Annotated in this window: 17 protein-coding genes; 11 read left to right on the top strand and 6 right to left on the bottom strand. The window is 70.8% G+C overall.

Translation table 11 applies throughout. The annotated features are described in order from the left end of the window. Nucleotides 1–16 precede the first annotated feature (16 nt). Genes AB0J58_RS21290 through AB0J58_RS21270 form a run of 5 tightly spaced genes read left to right on the top strand, consistent with a single transcriptional unit; the run spans nt 17 to nt 5,300 of the window. The gene (locus tag AB0J58_RS21290) at nt 17–976 is read left to right on the top strand and encodes a ketoacyl-ACP synthase III (protein ID WP_364218011.1); all 960 of its coding nucleotides are present in this window, start codon (nt 17–19) and stop codon (nt 974–976) included. Then, entirely contained in the window at nt 976–1,707 is a 732-nt protein-coding gene (locus AB0J58_RS21285; protein ID WP_364218009.1) for a glycosyltransferase, read from the top strand. Before AB0J58_RS21290 ends, AB0J58_RS21285 begins: the two co-directional genes overlap by 1 nt. Beyond that, a complete protein-coding gene (locus AB0J58_RS21280; protein WP_364218007.1) occupies nt 1,704–2,825 on the top strand; it encodes a cytochrome P450 in 1,122 nt (373 codons plus the stop codon). Before AB0J58_RS21285 ends, AB0J58_RS21280 begins: the two co-directional genes overlap by 4 nt. Next, complete coding sequence (locus AB0J58_RS21275) at nt 2,822–4,327, top strand: class I adenylate-forming enzyme family protein (RefSeq protein ID WP_364218005.1); 1,506 nt, start codon at nt 2,822–2,824, stop codon at nt 4,325–4,327. Before AB0J58_RS21280 ends, AB0J58_RS21275 begins: the two co-directional genes overlap by 4 nt. Continuing rightward, nucleotides 4,320–5,300 (top strand): NAD(P)-dependent oxidoreductase, encoded by a 981-nt coding sequence (locus AB0J58_RS21270; protein WP_364218003.1) that lies wholly within the window; start codon nt 4,320–4,322, stop codon nt 5,298–5,300. Before AB0J58_RS21275 ends, AB0J58_RS21270 begins: the two co-directional genes overlap by 8 nt. On the opposite strand, the gene AB0J58_RS21265 is transcribed toward AB0J58_RS21270, so the two are convergent. Further along, on the bottom strand, nt 5,255–6,151 hold the full coding sequence (locus tag AB0J58_RS21265; protein WP_364218001.1) for a hypothetical protein: 897 nt from the start codon (nt 6,149–6,151) through the stop codon (nt 5,255–5,257). The genes AB0J58_RS21270 and AB0J58_RS21265 overlap by 46 nt on opposite strands. Nucleotides 6,152–6,387: 236 nt before the next feature. Between AB0J58_RS21265 and AB0J58_RS21260 the strand changes: the two genes are divergently transcribed. Continuing rightward, nucleotides 6,388–7,770, top strand: coding sequence for an LCP family protein (locus AB0J58_RS21260; RefSeq protein ID WP_364217999.1), 1,383 nt, complete (start codon nt 6,388–6,390; stop codon nt 7,768–7,770). A gap of 118 nt (nt 7,771–7,888) precedes the next feature. Continuing rightward, nucleotides 7,889–8,452, top strand: a complete 564-nt coding sequence (locus AB0J58_RS21255) for a hypothetical protein (RefSeq protein WP_364217997.1) — start codon at nt 7,889–7,891, stop codon at nt 8,450–8,452. Nucleotides 8,453–8,566: 114 nt separating this feature from the next. On the opposite strand, the gene AB0J58_RS21250 is transcribed toward AB0J58_RS21255, so the two are convergent. After that, a complete protein-coding gene (locus tag AB0J58_RS21250; protein ID WP_364217995.1) occupies nt 8,567–10,318 on the bottom strand; it encodes a hypothetical protein in 1,752 nt (583 codons plus the stop codon). A gap of 607 nt (nt 10,319–10,925) precedes the next feature. Here AB0J58_RS21250 and AB0J58_RS21245 point away from each other — a divergent pair. Next, nucleotides 10,926–11,891, top strand: a complete 966-nt coding sequence (locus AB0J58_RS21245; RefSeq protein ID WP_364217993.1) for an ATP-binding protein — start codon at nt 10,926–10,928, stop codon at nt 11,889–11,891. 63 nt (nt 11,892–11,954) lie between these two features. Beyond that, entirely contained in the window at nt 11,955–12,341 is a 387-nt protein-coding gene (locus AB0J58_RS21240) for an SCO5389 family protein (protein ID WP_343971632.1), read from the top strand. Between the two features lie 8 nt (nt 12,342–12,349). Here AB0J58_RS21240 and AB0J58_RS21235 read toward each other — a convergent pair whose 3' ends face one another. From AB0J58_RS21235 to AB0J58_RS21225, 3 genes are read right to left on the bottom strand one after another with little or no spacing between them, the layout of a single operon-like run. Next, on the bottom strand, nt 12,350–13,384 hold the full coding sequence (locus AB0J58_RS21235; protein WP_364217990.1) for an LLM class flavin-dependent oxidoreductase: 1,035 nt from the start codon (nt 13,382–13,384) through the stop codon (nt 12,350–12,352). A gap of 26 nt (nt 13,385–13,410) precedes the next feature. Further along, the gene (locus AB0J58_RS21230) at nt 13,411–14,079 is read right to left on the bottom strand and encodes a ribonuclease HII (RefSeq protein WP_364217988.1); all 669 of its coding nucleotides are present in this window, start codon (nt 14,077–14,079) and stop codon (nt 13,411–13,413) included. A 55-nt stretch (nt 14,080–14,134) separates the two neighbouring features. Beyond that, nucleotides 14,135–15,070 carry a LysR family transcriptional regulator gene (locus tag AB0J58_RS21225; RefSeq protein ID WP_364217986.1) on the bottom strand — a complete coding sequence of 312 codons (936 nt, stop codon included), beginning with the start codon at nt 15,068–15,070 and terminating at the stop codon, nt 14,135–14,137. 98 nt (nt 15,071–15,168) lie between these two features. On the opposite strand from AB0J58_RS21225, the gene AB0J58_RS21220 reads away from it, so the two are divergent. Both AB0J58_RS21220 and AB0J58_RS21215 read left to right on the top strand, forming a co-directional pair. Next, nucleotides 15,169–16,449 carry a pyridoxal phosphate-dependent aminotransferase gene (locus AB0J58_RS21220; RefSeq protein ID WP_364217984.1) on the top strand — a complete coding sequence of 427 codons (1,281 nt, stop codon included), beginning with the start codon at nt 15,169–15,171 and terminating at the stop codon, nt 16,447–16,449. Nucleotides 16,450–16,621: 172 nt separating this feature from the next. Continuing rightward, nucleotides 16,622–17,266 carry a GNAT family protein gene (locus AB0J58_RS21215; protein WP_364217982.1) on the top strand — a complete coding sequence of 215 codons (645 nt, stop codon included), beginning with the start codon at nt 16,622–16,624 and terminating at the stop codon, nt 17,264–17,266. A gap of 182 nt (nt 17,267–17,448) precedes the next feature. Here the strand turns inward: AB0J58_RS21215 and AB0J58_RS21210 are convergent, their stop codons facing one another. Further along, nucleotides 17,449–17,934, bottom strand: coding sequence for a hypothetical protein (locus AB0J58_RS21210; protein WP_364217980.1), 486 nt, complete (start codon nt 17,932–17,934; stop codon nt 17,449–17,451). Nucleotides 17,935–18,211: the final 277 nt, after the last annotated feature.

The following is an 18,211-nucleotide window of genomic DNA, read 5'->3' as shown; positions in this document are numbered from 1 at the left end:
CTGTATAGGGAGATCAATGAAAGCCCGGATCACGGGCGTCGCGACGTATCTGCCGGAACGGACCATGTCCAGCGCGGATGTGGAGCGGCGGATCGAGGGCTACGTGCCCTACGGAGGCGTCGTCGAGAGGCTGACGGGAGTCCGACGGCGCCATGTGGCCCGCGATGACCAGCAGGCCTCGGACCTGGCCGCCGAGGCGGCGCGCGGCCTCGACCACTCGGGCGTCGACCTGCTCGTCTTCGCGTCGGCCTCGCAGGACATGGTCGAGCCCGCCACCGCGCACATCGTGGCGGCCAAGCTGGGGCTCTCCTGCCCGGTGTTCGACATCAAGAACGCCTGCAACAGCATGCTCAACGGGATCCAGATCGCCGAGGCACTGATCCTGTCCGGGGCGTACCGCAAGGTACTGGTCTGCTCGGGCGAGATCCCCTCACGGGCGATCCGCTGGCGGGTCAGGGACCGCGCGCAGTTCGTCGACTCCTTCGCGGGCTACACGATGTCGGACACCGGAGCCGCGGTCACGGTCGCCGCCGATATGGAACGCGGCATTTTCTACCGCGACTTCGCGGCCGACTCCACGGCGTGGGCGATCGGCACCCTGCCGGGAGGCGGTTCGGCGCATCCCCGCGACCCCGAATACTCCTACTTCCGAGGCGACGGGCGCAGGTTGAAGGAGGCGTTCGAGATGACCGGCCCGGACATCTTCCTCAACGCGCTCAAGCGCACCGGCCTGACCTGGGACGACTTCGCCATCGTGGCGGTGCACCAGGTGGCACTGCCCTACCTGCGCTTCCTGGCCCAGGTGCTCGGCATCCCCGCCGACAGGCTCGTGGTCAGCCTGCCCGAGCACGGCAACTGCGCCTCGACCACGCTGCCGCTCCAGCTCGCACTGGGCGGCTGGCGGCCCGGCGACCGGGTGGCGCTGCTCGGCCTGGGCGGCGGGATCAGCACCGGTGTGATCCTGGCGGAGATGTGATGAACCTCTGGGTGATCATCCCTGCCTACAACGAGGCCCCCGGCATCGAGGCGACGCTGAGCGCGCTGGCCGAGCAGGACGATCGGGACTTCACGCTGCTCGTGGTGGACAACGCGAGCACCGACGGCACCGCCGAGATCGTCCGGCGGCACGGTGTCCAGGTGATCGTCGAGACCCGGAAGGGCACGGGCGCCGCCTCCGACACCGGCATGCGCCACGCCATCGCGCACGGGGCGACCCATCTGGCCAGGACCGACGCCGACTGCCTGCCTCGCCCCGACTGGGTGCGCAACATCCGGCGGGCCTTCGGTGACGGTCTGGAGATGGTCGGCGGCCAGCTGCGCCCCCGGACCGACGAATTCCGGCTGAAGTTCTGGGAGCGGCGCCTCATCCCGTTCGTGGTGGAGGTGGCGGCCACCTTCGGGCGCTTTCGGCCCGGCAACAGGGACCCGCGCTACCTGGGGCCGTACGTGATGATGCCCGGCGCCACCCTGGCCATCACCGCGGACCTCTACGACCGCGCGGGCGGCTTCCCCAGGACCGCGATCGAGGAGGTCCACGAGGACCGCGCCCTGGTCAACCGGGTGCGCATGCTCACCGCCGCGTACGGCTCGCGCCGCGACGTGGTGGTCTTCGGCTCCGTGCGCAGGCTCAGGGCGTACGGTCTCGTGGGCACCCTCGCCTGGTACGCCGACCACCACTACCGCCCAGAAGTGATCGACGTCCGGTGAACCACGAGACACGGCTCTACCTGGCCGCGCATCCCTTCGCCTACCCGCTCCTGCGGCTGCTGGCCAGGTTCGGGCCCGTGGTGCGGGTTCCCGGGCTGGGCGTCGTGGTCAACGACGCCACCGTCGCACGGGCCGTGCTGATGGACGAGCGGTTCCGCAAGGACGGCCCCGGATCGCCCGGCGACCTGTGGACGCCCGTGCTCGGCCCCTCCGTGCTGCTCAACATGGAGGGAGCGGGCCACCTCGCGCTGCGCAGGAAGCTGATGCCGCTGTTCACCCCCGCGTACGTCTCGGCGCTGGTGGACGACGTGCTCCGCGGGCCGCTCGACGACCTCTCGGCGCGCCTGGGGCGCGGCGAGGCGGTCGACCTGGTGGACGCCATGCGGCTGATGGCCGGAGCGGTGATCTGCCGGGTGATCGGGCTGGGCGAGGTCTCCGAGGCTCGGGCCAGGGAGCTGTTCGCGGAAGGGGAACGGGTCGTCTCGATGGTCTCGCTCCGCTCGCGGCGGCTGTCCGATCGGCAGGTGGCGGCCGCCCGGCAGGTGCTGGACCGGATCGGGGACATCGCACAGGCCGCCTACGAGGCCGCCGACGAGTCCACGGTGATGGGCCGGATGCGGGCACAGGGGCTCTCGCCCGCCGAGGCCAGGGGAGCGGCCGGGGCGTTCTTCCTGACCGGTACCGAGACGGTCGCCACGTTCGTCCCCCGGCTCTTCGCCCTCCTGCACGACCACCGGACCCCGGTGGACGACCTGGACCGGGTCATCGAGGAGGCCATGCGGGTCACCACGCCGACCCCGCTGATGCTCCGCTCGGTGTCCGCCGCCGCGCGCGTCGGCAGGGCCGCGGTGCGCCCCGGCGACAGGGTGCTGATCGTCACTCACAACTGCGCCAGGGCGTACGGCCCGTTCGATCCCTCCCGCCCCCACCCGCCCGAGCTGCGCAGGCTCTGGTTCGGCGCGGGCCCGCACTTCTGCATCGGCTACCCGCTGGCCCTGGCGGAGATCCGGGCGGTGGCCTCCGTACTGCTCTCCCACCGGGTGCGCGTCCTGCGACGGCGCGCGGCCAGAGGGGTCCTCATTCCCACCTACGAGCACCTGTGGGTCAGTGCCACATGAACGACATCATCAACGGGATCATGACCATCGCCGGGCGGGAGCCAGGACGGACCGCCATCGTCGACGGCCGGGGCCGCGAGATCACCTACGGTGAGCTCGCCCGCCGGGTGTCGGCGGTCCGCGACGCGATGGGCGGACCGTCGGCCGAGGAGGGGATGCGGCCCGGGGACGGGGTGCTGTTCGCGGTGCGGCCCGGGGTGGACGCGGTGGCGCTGGCGCTGGGGGCGGTCGCGGCGGGCGGGACGCTCGTCCTCGCGGATCCCGGGCTGGCGCCCGACGTGCTCGCGGCCCGCATGGCCGCGACCCGGCCCGCGTGGGTGATCAGCGAGTCCCTGCTCTACACGCTGAGCGGCCCGCTCAGGAGCCTGGCCCGCCGCCGCGGCCTGCTCCTGCCGAACCTCGCCGATCCGCTTCCCGGCCGGCCCGTCCGCCACCTGTACACCGGCCCCTGGCTGCCGGGGGTTCCCCGGGAAGCGCTGCGGCTGCCCGGGATCCTCCGATCGCCGTCCGGCCCGTCCTGGCGGCGGGCGTACGAGTCCGACCCGGACCAACCGGCGGCGGTGATCTTCACCTCCGGGACCACGGCGCGTCCGCGAGGGGTGGTGCACACCCGAAGGTCGCTCGCGACCGGGTTGGAGATGTTCAGGAGCGCGTTCCCGCTCGGCCCCGGCGACATCGTGCACACCGACCAGCTGATGCTCGGCCTTCCCGCCCTGCTGGCCGGGGCGACCTGGTCACTGCCCGGGGGCGGGGACCTCGCCGCCGAGCTGGCCGCGAGAAGGGCCACCCACACCTTCGCCGTGCCGGTGCACCTGGACAGGCTGCTGCGCCGGACCCCCAGGCTTCCCGGAACCCTCCGCTACCTCCTGCTCGGCGCCGCCCCCGCCCCGCCGGGCGTGCTCCGGCGCGCGATCGAGGCCGGCCCCGAGGTGCTGTCCGTCTACGCGATGACCGAGGCGCTCCCCATCGCCATCGCGTCGGCGCGGGAGAAGCTGGCCCAGTCCGAGGGAGACCTGCTCGGGGCACCGCTGCCCGGCGTCGGCGTCCGGATCGCCGAGGACGGCGAGCTGTTCGTCTCGGGGCCCCACCTCGCGCGGTGCTACCTCGGCGAGGAGCCGTTGCGCGAGATCGCCACCGGTGACCTGGTCCGGCTCGACGCCGGCCGGCTGGTCCTGCTCGGCCGGAAGAAGGACATGATCCTCCGCGACGGCGTCAACATCTATCCGGGTCTGTACGAGTCCGGCATCGCGGCGCTGCCCGGGGTGGCCGAGGCCGCGATCGTCGGACTCGCCGACCCGGAAACCGGGGACGAGGAAGTCGTGCTGGCCGTCGTGCCCACCGGCGGCTACGACGAGAGCCTGCTGCGCGGGGCACTTCCCGAGATCGTGGACTCGGCGGCCCTGCCCGACCGGATCGAGCCGCTCGACGCCTTCCCCCGCTCGGGGCGGGCCGACAAGCTCGACCGGGCAGCCCTGCGTGATCTGGTCGCCCGCCGTGGCTGAGCGTCGAAACCCCCCGCGTCGGGCCGGCACCGCCTCCAGGCCGGGCGGCGGGGCCTTGCGGGTCGCGGTGACGGGGGCCTCGGGGTTCGTGGGAGGCGCGGTCTGCCGGGCGGCCGTGGCGGAGGGCTGGACGGTGTTCGCCTTCGGCAGGCGGCCCGGAGTGGACGGCGGGCACGTCGGCCAGGCGCCGTACACATCGTGGGATCTCCTCGGCGAGCGGCCGGAGCCGCCGGAGGTGGACGCGGTGATCCACTGTGCCGGGAGCGTCACGGACTGGGGGCCGGCCCGCGGCATCTGGGCGGCCAATGTCGACGGCACCCGCAACGCGGCCGCGGCCTTCCCCGGCGCCAGGTTCGTACACGTCAGCACGGCGAGCGTCTACGACCCGTTCCTGCCGACCGTGATGGCCACCGAGGACGCCGCCCCGGTCGGGCGGTACGTGGGCGCCTACGGTGCCTCGAAGGCCGCCGCGGAGAGGTGCCTGGAGCGGGCGGTCATCCTACGGCCGCACGCGGTCTACGGCAGGGGGGACACCACGCTGCTTCCCCGAGTCCTCGGCGCGGTCAGGGGGAGCCGGCTTCTCGCGGTGGGCGACGGACGCCAGCGGATCAGCCTGACCTCGGTGGACAACCTGGTCCTGGCCTGCCTGCTCGCCGCCGCGGGGCCCGTCGACCACGGCGTCTTCAACGTGACCGACGCCGAACCCGTAGTGCTCGACGACGCCCTGCGCGCGATCCTCGCGGAGCGCGGCATCGACGCCGAACCGTACTATCTGCCCCTGAAGCTGGTCGACCCCGTCGCGGCCGTCGCCGAGGCCGCCTTCCGGCTGCTCCGGCGCCCGCACCCGCCCCGGCTGACGCGTTACGCCGCGGGCCACCTGGCCGTCGAGCGGACCCTGGACATCACCGCGGCGCGCACCCGCCTCGGCTACCGGCCGTCGGCGACGTCGTTCGTCGGCTCCTCCGACTGGTGAGCGCGGGATTCGAACATGGCGAGGGCCCGGTACCGGATGAGCCCGTTCCTGGCGACGAATACCGCCCCCGCCGTGAGCAGGCCGAGCACGAAGAGCACGCGCAGGCCGTTCCTCAGGAAGGTGGTCAGCGCGTCGAATATCACGAGCACGGCGGCGACCGGCAGGCCCCCTGGGCCGGTGGTCTGCGGCAGGTAGACGTTACGTAGCGCGGACATGGCGATCGCCAGTGTGAACATGCCCCCGGCCAGGCCGACACCGGCACCGATCAGTGCGGTGCACCGGTCGCGTGCCAGGAGGATTCCGGAGGCGATCAGAGCCGGTGACATGCCCGCCAGGGCCCATCTCAGTGAGATCAGCCCGTCATGGACGTGGTCGATCTTGGAAACGCCGGAGGCGGGGAGCACCTGGACGACGAGAGGTGTCCTGGGCAGGAGGGCGGCGGCTTTCAGACCGTCGCTCCGCAGCCGGTGTTTGACCAGTTCGTACATGGGAGCGAGGTCGTAGCCGATGCCGCTTGGTATGCCGGATTCCGCGCTCAGGACCGCGACGAACCGGCGGTGCGCCAGCCTGTTGGTCTCCACCCAGGCGGTGACGAAGTCATCGTCGACCTGATCACCCACCACGTTGTGGACGAGCCCCTCCTCGGCCGCGACGCCCCTCTCGCGCAGCCTCAGGGTGATCTCGTCGGCGACGCGGCCGGTGACCGCGTCCCGCACGTCCGGGTGGCGGGCCAGCGGTGCCATGTTCCTGAGGTAGCCGCCGGGGTCCGCCACCTCGTTCGCCGCCCAGAAGGCGACGAGGGTAAGGGGCGCAAGAAGGCAGCCGAGCGCGATCAAAATCGAGCTGATCATTTTACGCACGGGACCTCCTAACCGCTTTACCTGGAAATCCCCGCGTTTGCCAGCCAAAATCGATTACGTGTCCTTTTTGACGATAACTTGGAGGTCAGCGTCATCCCGACGGCGTGATCTGGTTTACAAACCTTGACCGACCGCCCTCAGCGCGTCGAACAACCACATAGCCCATTCAACTGGAAACCGTTACTAACCTGCGACGTATTGGGGTGACGGACGGGAGATGTAGGGCTATGGCCGATAACACGGGGCGGACAGGCGTCGGATCGAGTCTGGCACTGACACTGGGCTCGGCCGTTCTGTGGGGCCTGGCCCACGTCTGGGCGGGCCGCCGCCTGACGGGCGCCTTTCTGATGGGCATCGAGCTGACCCTCGCCGGAGCCGCCGCGATCGCCGTACTGACCGCGGGACCCGCCCTGCTCGCCCTCGCCGTACAACCCGTCTGGCTCTGGGCCTTCGCGCTCGCCGTGATGTTGCTGGCCGCCGTGGCGGTGGCCGTGGTCATACACTCCTACCTGCTGGTGCGGCCGGAGTCGTCGTCTCCCGCGGCCCAGTACCTCTCAGCCGCCGTCGTCGGCCTGCTGTGCGTGCTGGTGACCGCTCCGATGATCTACGTGGCTCGGCTGGCCTACGTATCCCAGAGCGTGGTGACCTCGGTGTTCGCGGAAAGCGTCACGCCGATGCCGACGGACCCGTGGAAGGGCATGGAACGGATCAACATCCTGCTCATCGGCGCGGACGCGGCGGCCAACCGGGTCGGCGTGCGCACCGACAGCATGACCGTGGCCAGCGTCGACACCCGGACCGGCGAAACCGTGCTTTTCGGCCTGCCGAGGAACCTGGAGAAAGTCCCGATGCCGCCGGGCCCGGCCCGCGAGCGATTTCCCTACGGTTTCGAAGGCGAGCCGCCCTACACACCGGGCATGCTCAACGAGGTCTACCAGTACGCCGAGGACTACCCGGAGATGGCGCCGAAGCTGGGTAAGAGGCACCGTGGCCCCTCGCTGCTGAAAAGGACGATCGGCGGCATCCTCGGGCTCGACATCTCCTACTACGCGATGGTCGACATGAGGGGATTCGTGGAAATCGTCGATGCGATGGGCGGCGTGCGGATCCGAATCAAGGACCCCATCGTGTACGGCAGGCAGAACGAGGGCCGGATCGAGGCGGGCCGGCGGAAACTCTCGGGTGAGGAGGCGCTCTGGTACGGCAGGTCCCGCACCTTCAGCGACGACTACGTACGGATGAGCCGCCAGAAATGCCTGCTGAACGCCGTCGCCAAGCAGGCCGACCCCGTGACGGTGTTCAAGAGCTTCGAGAGACTGGCCACCGCCACCGTCGACGCGATCTCCACCGACATACCGCGGCAGCTACTGCCCGACCTGGTCGAGCTTTCGGAGAAGGTGAAGAACTCCAGGATCAGGAGCCTCCAGTTCGTGCCCCCGCTGATCTATTCGGGTGCACCCGACTACCACCTGATCAGGCGCGAGGTCACCGCCACCCTGGCGGCCCCGCCCGCCGGGGCCGACGCCGCCGTACCCGCCGTGCCGACGGGGAACCGCGGCAGGGAGCGCGCGGGAGCGAACGCCGTCGTCCTCGACTCCGCCTGCGGCTGACAGACGGCGGACCGGCGGGCAACGCCGATGAGCGACACGCCCGGCGCGTTGAGAGCGCCCACGAGGGCCGGAATGCTGTTATGGAGTGATTACTTAGAGTCACCATGGAGGTAAGAGGATGAAACGCCACCTGGCCAGCCTGAGCCTGCTCACCGCGGTCGCCGTACCCGCTGTCGGATGGCAGCCGGCCTGGGGTGATCCGGTCCCCTCGCTCTCCATCTCCATCGACGACGGAATGAGGGACACCGCTCCCGGCGCGGAGAGCACGTACACGCTCCGCGTCAGCAACCAGGGAACCACCCGGTTGAGGCGCATCCTCCTGGTGCAGTCCCTGCCGCCGTCGATGACCTTCGTGAAGGCCGACGCCGGAGGCCGCGTGGAGCGGGACAAGGTGGCGTGGACCGTGAACGTCCTGCCCAGGAAGGAGACCGTCGTCCACCTGAGCGCCCGGGTCGGCGCGGTCGCCGGGGCAGCGGAGGCGCGGAACCTGGCGACGACCGCCTGCGCCCGCAGGAGCGCGGCCGGCCCCGTGCTGGTCTGCGCCACGGACGTCAACACCGTGGCCTCGCCGGAGACGACCGACTGGGTCCTGCCGATCTCACTGGCCTCCGCCGCCGCGGCCGGGCTGGCCACCACCGCGTTCCTGCTCCGTCGCCGTCGCCGCCGGTCCCAGTCGGCCTGACCCGCGGGAGACTCCCGGTGCGGTGTCCCTCACCGGACGCCGGGCACGGGAGACCGTCCTGACGGCTTCAGCCTCCCGGCCGCGCGTTCACGGCCTCCGTTGAGGAACGGAACATCAGTACGTCCCGCGCCGGTGGCACAGCCGCGGGGCCAGGCCGAGACCGAGGAGCAGGAGCCCCGCCAGGACCGGTCCGAGCGGCAGGCCCGTGAACGGCAGGGCGGGGCGGCCCGGTCCCGCGCAGGGCCCGCCGACGGGACAGGGGATCGGCAGGGGCCGTTCCCAGCCCGGCCCGTACGGCGGCGCGGGAGACCGCCCGGTCACCCGCGTGGGCGAAGGGATCGGCCCCGGATCGGAAACGGGTGGCGACACCGGTTCCCGGCCGGGGATCGGCGCCGGCTCCGGCACAGGATCGGTGGCGGCCCCCGGTTCCTGGTCGGGGCCGGCCCCCGATGCCGAGGCCGGCGTCGGTGCCGAGGCTATCCCCACCGGCTCCGTTCCGCAGTCGGGATCGGTCGACCCCGCGGAGCAGTTGGACTCGGGCTCCACGCCCACCACCTCGTCGCGCAGCGCGGAGTCGCCCGGAGGAGGGTCGCCCACCGTGACGCGGTAGGTGATCGTCACCGCGGACTCCGCCGGAATGTCACCCCGCCAGTCGAGCACCGGCTCGGCGTAGCTGACGGTGCCCGAGGATGCCTCCACATCGCCGAACACCGCGTCGTCGAGCACCCCCGACAGATCGTCCGTGAGGCGGGCTGCGGGGTACGCGATCCGCCCCGGGTTGGTGACCGTGATCGTGTAGGTCACGGTGTCACCCGCCTCGGGCTCCTCCGGCGCGAGCGTCCTGCTGATCGTCACACCCTCCACCGCGACCCGCTGCGCACAGCCGAGGCCCGTCACGGGAAGGGGCTCGCCGGGCCTGGCCGGTCCCGGCGCCGGGCCGGGGCAGTTCGTGCCGCCCCCGCGAGCCTGGACGGCGCTGTCCAGCACCCGGTCCCCGGTGTCGGGGGTGTTCACGGTCACGCTGTAGGTGATCGTGACCGTCTCGCCCGCCGGGATGTCACCGGTCCAGGCCAGCTTCGACGCGCCGTACGAGACGGTTCCCCCCGTGGCCCGCGCGTCGCCGTTGTAGATCGCGTCGTCGAGCACCCCGGAGAGTTCCCCGGTGAGCGCGGCACCCGGATAGGCGGCGGTGCCGACATTGCCGACGGTGACCGTGTACGCGACCACCTGGCCGGGATCGACCGTCTCCCGGTCCGCGGTCATGAGGACGTACAGCAGCGGCAGGCCGGGCGCGTCGAGGTTGCCGCAGGCGGGATCGGTGGAACCGGCCTCGCAGTTGGAACCCTCGCCACCGACCAGTTCGCCGGAGAGCCGCATGTCCCCCGCCGGAGGGTCGTTCACCGTGACTCCGTAGGTGATCGTCACCGTCTGGCCTACGGCCACGTCACCCGACCAGGTGAGCCTGGACTCGGTGAAGGAGACCGTGCCCGAGGTGGCCGACGCGTCGTGGTCGAAGTCCGCGTCGTCGAGCACGCCCGACAGGTCGTCGGTGAAGCCGAAGTCCGGCCGGTCGGCGTCACCGGTGTTGCGCAGTTCGACGGTGTAGGTGATCTTCTGCCCGGGCTTGGCGAGAGCGGGCGAGGCCGTCTTGGTGATCTCGACCCTCGCCCCCGCCCCCGCCTCCGCTGGAGCGGGCGAGGAACTCTTTCCGCCGGGCCCGGCAAGAACGGGCGAGGCCGTCTCGACGGCCCCCGCCCCAGCCTCCGCCCCCGCCTCCGCTGGAGCGGGCGAGGACCTCTTTCCGCCAGGCCCGGCAAGAACGGGCGAGGCCGTCTCGACGGCCCCCGCCTCCGCCGCCTCCGTCATCTCGGTCACCTCCGCCGGAGCGGACGGGGCTCTCTCGCCGGCCTCCGATCGCTGCGAAGACGTCACGGTGGCCGGGTGGGACGGTGGTGTCTCCGTCCCGGCTCGGGGCGGGGCGGACACGACCAACGGCGTCGCGAGCATCGCGAGCGCGACCCCCCACGCGGCGAACCCGTCGGCTCGCCGCTCGGAAACGCGACGTGACCAGGTATCGGTACCTACCACCAAAGCCCCTTGCTGACTTCTTGTCCACGATCCCGCCGGGGGGCTCAAGATCAACCGACTCGGGGTGGGATACCCGGGCGACCGGGATCTCACCGGAGTCGATGGCAAACATCTGCCCTACCCGCCCCCAAGGCCGTCGCCGAGTCCATACAGGAAGGAGCGAAGCGGTAACGGCGGACCTTCAGCACCGGTCATGACATGGCAGGTGTTTTCCCTCAGGCCCCACATCCGTACTTGTCATGAGAGACCACTTTCATCCGTGTACGCAGCGAGGGCGCCCTCCCGCCCCGCTCGGTGATACACGCCACGCGCCCTCGCCCCCCGTGGCATGATGGTCCCCTCGCAAGAGTTGCAATGATTTTCATAACCAGATTGGATCGTCGTCGTGAGGGTGGCATTCGTCGGCAAGGGCGGCAGCGGCAAGACGACTCTGTCGGCGCTGTTCTCGAGATACACAGCAGGCCGGGGCGGTCCCGTCGTGGCCGTCGACGCCGACATCAACCAGCACCTGGGCATGGCGCTGGGGGTGGCCGACGGCGCGCTGCCAAGACCGATGGGCTCACACCTGACCGAGATCAAGGAATACCTGCGAGGCGACAACCCGCGCATCTCCTCGGCCTCGGCGATGGTCAAGACCACCCCGCCGGGGCGCGGCTCGCGTCTGCTCCGCCTCGACGAGCGGAACGACCCGATCCACACCGGATTCGCCGTCGCCGCACCCGAGGGGCCCCTGTTGATGGTCACCGGGCCGTTCAGCGAGGACGACCTGGGGGTGGCGTGTTACCACTCCAAGGTCGGTGCCGTAGAGCTGTATCTCAACCATCTGCTCGACGGCGCGGGTGAGTACGTCGTGGTCGACATGACGGCCGGAGCCGACTCCTTCGCCTCGGGGCTGTTCACCCGCTTCGACATGACCTTCCTGGTGGTCGAGCCGACCCGCCAGGGAGTGAGCGTCTACCGGCAGTACCGTGACTACGCCGCCGACTACGGCGTGCCGATCGCGGTGGTGGGCAACAAGATCCACGGCCCCGGTGACGTGTCGTTCCTGCGCGAGCAGGTCGGCGCCGACCTGCTCGTCTGCCTGGAGCACTCCGCGGCGATCCGCGCGATGGAGCAGGGCCGCCCCTTCACCCTCTCCGACCTCGAGGTGGCCAACTCCCGGGCCCTGGGCACGCTCCTCGACCATCTCGACGCCCAGGAGAAGGACTGGGACCGCTTCGGCCGCCAGGCCGTGCGGTTCCACCTCCGCAATGCCGAGGCCTGGGCCAACAGGGCAACGGGCGAGGATCTGGCGGCTCAGATCGACCCCGACTTCGTCTTCGGGCCCACGCGAGTGTCGCTCTCCCGCTAGATGGAGCGATCACTACGCCCGACCTAGTGTCTGATTGATCCCCTTCCGAGAGGAGAACGCAGTATGTCACTGACCGTTTCGAACGATCTTCTCGACCAGGCCAGGACCGGTGAGGTGGACGACGCGGCTTTTGTCACCTGCGTCAGAGACTCACTGCCCTACGCCTGGTCACTGATCAGCGACCTGGTCAAACAGCGTGAACATACCGGTGCCGAATTCGCCGACAACACCGTGCCCCCGCCGGACGAGGCCGCCCGCGGCCAGCTCCTGCGCGCGCTCGCCAGCGACGCCATGCGTGGCGCCCTGGAGCGGCACTTCGGGGTGCGGCTGGCCTTCCAGAACTGCCACCGGGTCGCGGTCTTCGACCCGGCCGCCACCGGGGCCCACGCGGAGTTCATCACCGCCAGGTCTCAGATCCTCAACCAGACGCCCGAGCTCGTCGACTGCTGACGGCGGCCTCATCCCGAGGCCGTTCCTCCCCGTGCCCGCCGTACCCGGCGGGCACGGCCGGAGAGCCTGGGCAGCACCTCGGCTCCCAGCCGTCTGATGTTCTCAAGGGTGCGGGCGCGATCGCCCGCCCCCTCCACCATGAGGATCAAATGCCGCAGGCCGGTGACCTCGGCGGTCCGCTCGATCCTCGTCACGCAGAGGTCGGGCGAGCCGACCGGATGCGTCCCGCAGAGGAAGTCCACGTACTCCCCGATGTCGCGCACCGGCCGCGCCCGCCCGTCCACCGGTACGTATCCGGCGAGCCCCGGCTCCAGCCAGCGCGGCATGGCCTTCCGCATCTCCCGCACAGCCTGCTCCGTCGTGTCGGCCACGTACCCCACGGCCGCCGCGACATGACCGGGCGGTGACAGCGGGCCGGCCACCAGCGCGCCGTAGTCACGGAGCATGGCCGCCTTCTCCCGGTCCCCGACATGCATGCCCAGCAGCATCGGCAGCCCGCGTTCGGCGGCGATCCGCACGGTCGCGGGCGAGGTGCACGCGACAACCGGCCTGAGCCGGGCCGCCGGCACCATCGGCACCTGCCTGAAGTCGAAGAACTCCCCGCTCGCGGAGAGCGTGTCACGCGAGAGCGCCTCGCACAGCAGGTCGAGGGACTCGGGGAAGCCGCGCTCGAACCTCGCCAGGCCGGTGCCGAACACCTCCAGGTCCACCCACGGCCCGCCCCTGCCCACCCCCAGGGAGAACCGGCCCCCGGAGACCTGGTCGAGGATCGCCGCCTGCTCGGCCAGATCCACCGGATGCCGGGTGGACAGGACGCTCACCGCCGTCCCGACCCTGATCCTGGCGGTGCGTCCCAGCGCCACACCGGCCAGCGTCGCCGCCGACGGGCAGACGCCGTACGACATGAAGTGGTGCTCGGCGATCCACGCGTCATCGAATCCCGCCTCCTCCGCGGCCACGACCGCGTCCACGGTGTCGCGCAGCACCTCTCCCGGTCGCCGGCCGGGAAATCCCGCCGCGACCAGGAAGACTCCGATTCGCACTCTTCGATGATGTCCGATGTCCGCCGTTAGCCGAAGAGGCCGAGCTGGCCCTCACCGGCCAATGGGTTGCGGTGCCTCTTGAGGTGGCGCCAGCGGGGCAGATCGTCCAGGTACGACCAGGACAGGCGGTGGTGCTCCGTCGGGCCGAGCTCGGCCAGGGCCGCCTGGTGGACCGGGGAGGGGTAACCCGCGTTCTCGGCGAACCCGTACTCGGAGAAGCCCAGCGAGGCCATGTAGGTGTCCCGGCGAACCTTCGCGATCACCGAGGCCGCGGCCACCGAGACACAGGACAGGTCACCCTTGACCTCGCACCGGACCGGCCAGGGCGCACCCAGATAGTCGTGCTTGCCGTCCAGCACGACCACGTCGGGCCGGGCGGGAAGCCCGGCCAGCGCCCTCCTGGCCGCCCTGCGCAGGGCCTCGGTCATCCCGAGCGTGTCGATCTCCTCGTGGGACGCCTCGCCGTACCCGATACCGGCCGCCCAGGCGGTGATCTCGGCGACCATGGCGGCGCGGCGGGCGGGGGTGAGCAGTTTGGAATCGGTGAGGCCGGCGGGCGGTTCCGACAGGTCGGTGACCACGGCGCAGACCGCCACCGGGCCCGCCCAGGCTCCCCGCCCGACCTCGTCCACCCCGGCGACCAGCTTGGCACCGCCGTCGTTCAGCAATCGCTCGAGCGCGTAGGAGGGAGGCATGCGCCGACGTTACCGCCCAAGGGAGAGCGACCGTCTCCCGGCGTACCCGAGGGCGTCATCTGGGTACGGGCTCGACCGCCTCCAGGTCGGCGGCGAGGAGCCTGGCGGCGACGTGGACGGCCCTGAGGGTGACGGAGACGGCAGGGCGGTGAACGCTGGAGGATCGGGCGACGGCGTGGACGGTCCGGCCGACCGGCGGGCCGGGCAGCCGGCGGACGACGATGCCCCGGACACCCGCGGCCAGTGCCAGAGCGGGAACGGCCGCGATGCCGATGCCCTTGGCGACCAGACCGATGATCGTGCTCAGTCCCTCGAACTCCCAGGGCACCGGCCGGTGGCCGCCGACGTCGGCCATCAGCCGGTCCACCGCCAGCCGGGAGGGCTCGCCGTCCGGGGTGGCCATCCAGGACTCCTCCCTCAGCTCGCGCAGGTCGACGGGGATGTCAGGGGAGGCGAGCCGGTGCGTGCGCGGTACCACGAGCACCAGCGGATCGCGCAACAGCGGGAAGACCCGCATGGTGTCCGGTTCGCGTATGCCGCCGTACCAGTCGTCGATCAGAGCGATGTCCACCTCGCCTGACTGCACCTCGCGCATCCCGCGCCCCGAGCGCCCCTGCCCCATCCGCAGGGTGATCCCACCGTGCCGGCGGAGCGTCCTGGTCAGCGCGGGCGCGAAGGCGACCGCGGCGGTGGGGAAGGCGGTCACCGTGACCCGTCCCGCCGGGGTGACGGCCTGGGCCGACAGATCGGACTCGGCACTCTCCACCATGGCCAGGATGCGCTCGGCGTGCTCGACCAGGCGGCGCCCCGCGTCGGTCAGCTCCGCGCTCCTGGCGGTCCTGTCGATCAACGCGGTCCCGGCCTGGCGTTCCAGCGCGGCCAGTTGCTGGGAGACCGCCGAGGGGCTGTAACCCAGGGATGCCGCAGTGGCGGCGATGCTGCCCCGGCGGGCGAATTCGCAGATCAGCGCGAGTCTCCGCAAATCAAGCATCAGCTTTCCTTATGCCCACCCGCGAGAACCGAAGCTTGTCCTTACGCCCCTACCTCATCAGGGTTGGGAACGTTCCGCAACGAGGGAGGGACCTCACGATGAACGTCACCCTTTCCGCCACCCTGGCGGCCAACGAGGACATCGAGCGAAGACGGCTCGCCGGGGAGCGCGTGCTGCACCTGGCCTTCGGAGAGGCGGGGCTGCCCGTTCATCCGGCTCTGCGCGAGCGGCTGGCCGCGGCGTCCGGGCACAACGGGTACGGACCTGTCGCCGGCGCGCCGGCGCTGCGCGAGGCTGCCTCCGGCTACTGGTCGCGGCGGGGGCTGCCCACCGACCCGGAACTGGTGGTCTGCGGCCCCGGGAGCAAACCCCTGCTGTACGGCCTGCTGCTGGCGGTCGGCGGCGACATCGTGCTGCCGATGCCGAGCTGGGTCAGCTACGCCGCCCAGGCCGACCTGGTCGGGGCGCGTTCCCTGCTCGTTCCCGCGCCCGATGGCGAGGGCGGGGTGCCCGACCCCGAGCGCGTGGCGGCGGCGGTCACACACGCCCGCGCCCAGGGACGCGACGTGCGTTCGCTGCTGGTCACACTGCCCGACAACCCCAGCGGCACGCTGGCCGGGGCGTCCACGATCCGGCGGATCGCCGAGGTCGCCCGCGAGCTCGACCTCACCATCGTTTCCGACGAGATCTACCGCGACCTGGTCCACTCCCCGGCCACCGGCTTTCTCAGCCCCGCCGACGTGGCCCCCGAACGGACCGTGATCACCAGCGGGCTCAGCAAGAGCCTCGCCCTGGGCGGCTGGCGGATCGGTGTGGCCCGGCTCCCGTCCGCGGGGCTGCGTGACCGGCTGCTGGCGGTCGCCAGCGAGATCTGGTCCAGCCCGGCCGCACCCGTCCAGCAGGCGGCGGCGTACGCGTACACCGAACCGCCGGAGCTCGTCGAGCGGATCGGCGAGAGCCGCAGGCTGCACGGCACCGTGGCGCGGGCGGTGCACGAGCGGCTCGTCCGCGCGGGCGTGAGGGTGGACGCGCCGCAGGGCGGCTTCTACCTCTACCCCGACTTCACCGGGCTGGACTTCGCGTCCTCCGCCGACCTGTCGGCGTATCTGCTCGACCGGCACGGCGTCGGGGTGCTCCCCGGCCACGCCTTCGGCGACGACCCGGCGGCCCTGCGGACGCGGGTGGCGACCAGCCTCCTGTACGGCGAGACGACACGGCGTCGGCTGGCCGCGCTCGGTGCCTCCGACCCCCTGGAACTGCCCTGGATCTCGGCCTCGCTGGACCATCTGAGCGAGGCTCTGGCCGACCTGCGCACCACCCGGCGGCCACCTCGCCCGCAGGTACGCGCCCCGCTCGTCGCGGCCCCTGCGACGGGGTGAGATCGCACGCGGCCCCCGCGTCGGCGACGCGCGTTCCCAGGGCGGATTCAGCGGGCCTGACCTGCTCTTTCTCACTGTGGAGAGTCCTGCGGCCGGTGCTTCTCACGATGCTCGCCAAGATGTCTCGTGTCGTTTGGCACCGAGCAGGGGAAAGAGCCCTCATTATGTGCTCATGCCCGCTTCTGTCACCCTGTCCGGGCGCCTCGTGCGCCTGGAACCGCTCAGCCTCGCGGTCGTCGACGACCTCGTCGCCGCGGCGAGTGAGGACCGCTCTACCTACGGCTTCACTCGCGTCCCCAATGGCCGGGACGAGATGGTCTCCTACGTGGAGGCCACTCTGGCTGAGCAGGCGGAGGGCCGCACGATGCCCTTCGCCATCCGGTGGCTTCACACCGACCGCGTGGTCGGTGCCACCCGTCTCATGAACCTGGAGTACTGGCAGGGCCCCATGCCCTGGCCGCCGGGCACTCGTGGGGCGGTGGGCGATGTCCCGTCCGTGGCGGACATCGGTTACACCTGGCTCTCCGCCTCCGCGCAGGGGACCGGTGCCAACCGCGAGAGCAAGTACCTGATGCTCTCCCTCGCCTTCGAGACCTGGCAGGTCCACCGCATAACCCTCAAGGCCGACATACGGAACGTACGATCCCGGGCCGCCATCGAAGCCCTCGGCGCGCACCTCGACGGTGTGCGGCGGGCGGAGAGCCGAGGCGCCGACGACACGGTCCGAGATACCGCGTACTACTCGATCCTGAGCGACGAATGGCCGATCGTCCGAGAACGGCTGCGTGCGCGGATGGGCCTGTTCGAGGCCGCGTGAGACGCCCCCGGACGAGGGGTGAGGCAAGGAGGACCAAATAAACCGACAAAAGCCACATAACGGTAAAAGCTTACTTTAACTACTTAATTGAGCAAAAGGCCCGCCCGGGGGTCTCGGGCGGGCCTGGTATTCGTCTGATGGCGTACGCGGGTCACGGATGAGATCCGCCGGACGAGGTGGGATCACTCCTCGCCATCGACCTCGTAGATGTAGCGCCACTTGCCGCACAGCGCCCTCTTGGCGTCGTGCTTGTCCCAGTAGCAGACCCTGACCTGCAGGTTTTCAACCTCTTCGCGGACAAAGTGGAAGGGGGTGTAGCCCTGGGAGCCGCACTTGCGCGCCCAGTAGTAGCTCTCCTCGCCCTCGTGGTCCTCGACCTTGAACTGGACGTAGCCGCAGAGCCAGCTCGGCGAGTACTTGTCGTAGAGCCTGCCCTGGACGTGGACGCTGTCGTCGTCCTCGGTCCAGACGCGGCCCTTGGCGCTGGCGCGGGAGCCGTTGTAGTACTTGGAGTAGTAGGAGCCCCAGAACTCGTCGTAGTCGCTGGAGGCGGCCGAGCCGGCGGTGGGGGTGGCGGCCGAGGCCGGGGAGGCGAGGGCCGGAACACCGATCGCGATGACGGCGGTGGCGGCGGCGAGACCGAGGAGTTTGCTGATCGAGCGGCGCATGATGGTTCTCTCCTTGAGGGGGCGGCTCCCGACTTCCTCTAGGAGCCATGGCTCATTGATAGGCCCGCCCGCCTTCATCACGCTTACAGCGCCTTTATTCATACCTGCAATCCACCGACATGTCGGGCATGGCCGCCCCCGTATGGGGCCATGCCCGACAGCCACAGCATTGTGGACATGACTCAACAGCCGATTAACGTGTGATCAACGGCTCGGCGAACGGACAACCCTCTACTTACTGAGTCAGCAGGGGAGGATCTATCATTTGGCCATAAAA

This window comes from Streptosporangium sp. NPDC049644 (genome assembly GCF_040675205.1).
In the GTDB taxonomy this organism is placed as follows: Bacteria; Actinomycetota; Actinomycetes; order Streptosporangiales; family Streptosporangiaceae; genus Streptosporangium; species Streptosporangium fukuiense.
This window is presented reverse-complemented; position numbering and strand designations above follow the sequence as displayed.